Annotated in this window: 2 protein-coding genes and 1 pseudogene; 2 read left to right on the forward strand and 1 reads right to left on the reverse strand. The window is 41.4% G+C overall.

Annotated features, from left to right (window positions below; all coding sequences use genetic code 11):
- Both AB4653_RS24180 and focA read left to right on the forward strand, forming a co-directional pair.
- A pseudogene (locus AB4653_RS24180) lies at positions 1-793 on the forward strand (ATPase); the annotation flags it as partial.
- Positions 794-1155: 362 nt separating this feature from the next.
- Positions 1156-1998, forward strand: a complete 843-nt coding sequence (focA, locus tag AB4653_RS24185) for a formate transporter FocA (RefSeq protein WP_009848790.1) — start codon at positions 1156-1158, stop codon at positions 1996-1998.
- 383 nt (positions 1999-2381) lie between these two features.
- Here the strand turns inward: focA and AB4653_RS24190 are convergent, their stop codons facing one another.
- Positions 2382-3176 (reverse strand): ABC transporter permease, encoded by a 795-nt coding sequence (locus AB4653_RS24190; RefSeq protein WP_102257841.1) that lies wholly within the window; start codon positions 3174-3176, stop codon positions 2382-2384.
- Positions 3177-3274 lie beyond the last annotated feature (98 nt).

Here is a 3274-nt window from a genome sequence, read left to right on the forward strand (position 1 = left end):
GTTTGAGTATGTGCTGGTTGACGAACTTGAAGATGCTCAGGAAGCACAGGTAGAGTTTCTTAATAACGCGAGTTTGTTAGAAGTTAAAGTGGCCCACAAGAAGTACATCGAACCTTTGAAGGATGAGTTGGAGTTCTTGGAAGATGAAGATTTCGACGACGTTGTTCCACTGACGTTTGCTAAAGCGGCATCTCAAATTGCTTTGGCAGAAAGCCAAGTGAAAGCCAGTCCCCGTGAAAAGTCGATCATTGAAGACGCAGTTCACGCTGCAGAGTTCGAATTAAACCACGTGCGCAGTGTTGCTCATGAAGTTAAAGTGCTCGCAAGTATTAAAGGTGACAAATTTGAACAATCGGTTTTAAATGCCGAGAATCAGTTATTGAGCATTTCACGAGTGGTTAATGATGAAGATCACCGTGATGTTGTATTGCGCCTTCAGTCTCAAAAAATTGTAGCGAGTGTTAAAGCGCTGCAAGGCTCAGACATGACGGCGTCATTAAAGTCAGAGATTAAAACTTTGACTGAGCGACTCGCTAAGTTAGAAAGTGAGAATCAGAAACAAACACAGAAATTGGTTGAAGCGACCAAGCACAACCAATTGTTAGATGATCAGGTTACCAAGAGTGATGCTCATATAAAGAGCCTAGAAGAGTTAGTGGATAGTTTGAAAAGCTTAGGTGGTAAAGTTGCCAGCGAAAGTGACTCTGATGTGATTCTTCCTAGTGTTGAATCTAGCCTAGAGGATGCATCTCTCGAACAATCATTAGAAGAAATGGTTGAACCTTCGGTTTAGTAAGACTAATTTCTTTATTTGTGATTGAGTTAAAAGCGCCTAAGGGCGCTTTTTTACGTTCTGTTGATCTATGTCAAAATCTGAAAACAAAAGTGTTCATTGAGTCATTATAGTGTACGTTATTCTTTGTGTTTTAACGTAACTTGTTGATATTTATAGATGTGTTATTTTCTATGCTGATAACTAATCATTCAGCAGAGTTTTATTTTTACTACTAAAGTCGTATGAATTTGGAATAACTTGGACTAATTCCTTTCAACAGGGTTGTGAGAGGCATTTCGAGCTTAAAATAGCTCTTGAATTCAGAAATGAAAGAGAGGATTATCGCGCTCCCGACGACATGTTTCAAAATGTAAATCATCATGAATCTAAACCAATTCGACTCATTATTACCGCCACAAATGGCTGAGCGCGCTGCAGATATTGGCGTAGGTAAAGCAACCAAAGATCCAATCAAATCTTTTCTCCTAGCGATTTCTGCCGGCATACATATTGGTATCGCGTTTGTGTTCTACACTATCGTGACTACCGGTGCTGGTGATTTACCGTGGGGTATTACTCGCTTATTGGGTGGTCTAGCTTTTAGCTTAGGATTAATCCTTGTTGTTGTTACTGGTGGTGAACTGTTTACCAGCTCGGTGTTGACGCTTGTTGCTCGCGCAAGTGGCAAGATTACCTGGCGTACATTAGTTAAGAACTGGACCACGGTTTATGTCGGTAACTTAATTGGTGCATTGCTGCTGGTGGCCTGTATGCTTCTGACTAAACAGTACATGTTCGATCATGGGCAAGTGGGTTTGAATGCCATGGCGATTTCCCAACACAAAATGCACCATGATTTTATCCAAGCTATCGCGCTTGGCATCATGTGTAATGTGTTGGTTTGTATCGCGGTATGGATGACGTTTAGTGGACGTACACTGACTGACAAAATCGCAGTTATGATTTTACCTGTGGCGATGTTCGTATCAGCCGGTTTTGAGCACTGTATTGCCAACATGTTCCAAGTCCCTTTAGCTATCGGTATCAAAACATTTGCTCCCGCAGAATTTTGGACAATGACAGGCGCTAACCCTGCGGACTACGTTGATCTGAACATGATGGACTTTTTGATGAACAACTTGCTGCCCGTTACCATTGGTAACATCATTGGCGGTGGTATCTTTGTTGGTATGTGGTACTGGTTGATCTACCTACGTGACTAATAAGGGTGGCGTGATCCACCAAGCAAAGGTTTCGTGATTAATTCCGATTACACGGTTAATCCAGTTTACGAGTTAACTGGGTAACTTGGACTCAGTGAAAACACTGAACTGACTTATGACATTTAAAAGACGGTCTGCATTGCAGGCCGTTTTTATTTGTGGAAAACCTACTTATTCATTTCTTAAATTATCATGTGAACGCTCAATAGCGATGATCACCGTGTGTGTATATGTCTTTGAAAACACCCAAAGATCAAAGGTAATGATCTTTCCCTAGGTGGGAATGGACAAAAAAGGATCTATATTGATTTGGTTATCCACAATTTCTGTGGATAACCTGTCTCAAATTCAGTGAGTAACCAGATCTAAGTGGGGTAGGGAGGCTATTTCGAAGGCTGTATTTGCGCGAGAACTCGGCCTTCTTTAGTAAGAGATGTCTTCAATGAGAGCTGAAGTGCAAGTGCTAAAGAGCAGCTCATCATCACGAAGATAGCTAACATGATCATCAACTGATACTTAATCGCAATCATCGGTGATGCACCTCCTAAGATCTGTCCTGTCATCATTCCCGGTAGCGTGACTAAGCCTGTAGTTGCCATAGAGGCCATAATTGGTGACATCGCTTTCTGTATCGCATTACGAACAAAAGGCGCGGCTGCATAGGAAGGAGATGCGCCCAAAGCGATAGCCGCTTCGTACTCTGATTTCTGCGTTTCAAAAGCCCCAAACAAGTTCTGCAATGCCACGATATTACTGCTTAAGCTATTACCTAACAGCATCCCTGCAATAGGGATAAGGTACTGTGCGTTAAAAACCGGTGTCGGTTTAATGATGAAAAAGCAGATAAACAAGACAATAGGTACACAAGTTACAGCAAGGCTAACGGCTATAGGACCTAAAAGTAGGTTTTTGGAGAGCCTAGATTTTTCAACAATTGAGCTTGCCCCAACGATGATCATTGCAAATAGCCACAGTAAATTGACCCATAAGCTATTTAAGGTGAACAAGTATTCTAGGTAAAGTCCCACTAGAAATAGCTGAATAACCATACGGATTATGCTGACAGAAGCCTCTTTGCCAAGGCCGAGTTTTAACTTGTGGTTGATGGTAATAGGTAGCAAGAGAAGTGAGCTGAAGAACAATAACTGCCACCAAGATATATCAATAACGTCTTGCATAATGATTCCTTTTAAGTGGTCTCCATCATATCTGAAAGTGCCAAATGATGCATTTCAACTGTAAAGTCACCAATTCTAAAAATGATCAATCATTTAAC

Source organism: Vibrio sp. 10N.222.48.A3 (genome assembly GCF_041475345.1).
GTDB lineage: Bacteria > Pseudomonadota > Gammaproteobacteria > Enterobacterales > Vibrionaceae > Vibrio > Vibrio tasmaniensis_A.

What these genes read in the sequence shown, in the direction of transcription:
- focA (WP_009848790.1), top strand. Translation starts at nt 1,156, where the DNA reads ATGAATCTAAACCAATTCGACTCATTATTACCGCCACAAATGGCTGAG.
- AB4653_RS24190 (WP_102257841.1), bottom strand. Translation starts at nt 3,176, where the DNA reads ATGCAAGACGTTATTGATATATCTTGGTGGCAGTTATTGTTCTTCAGC.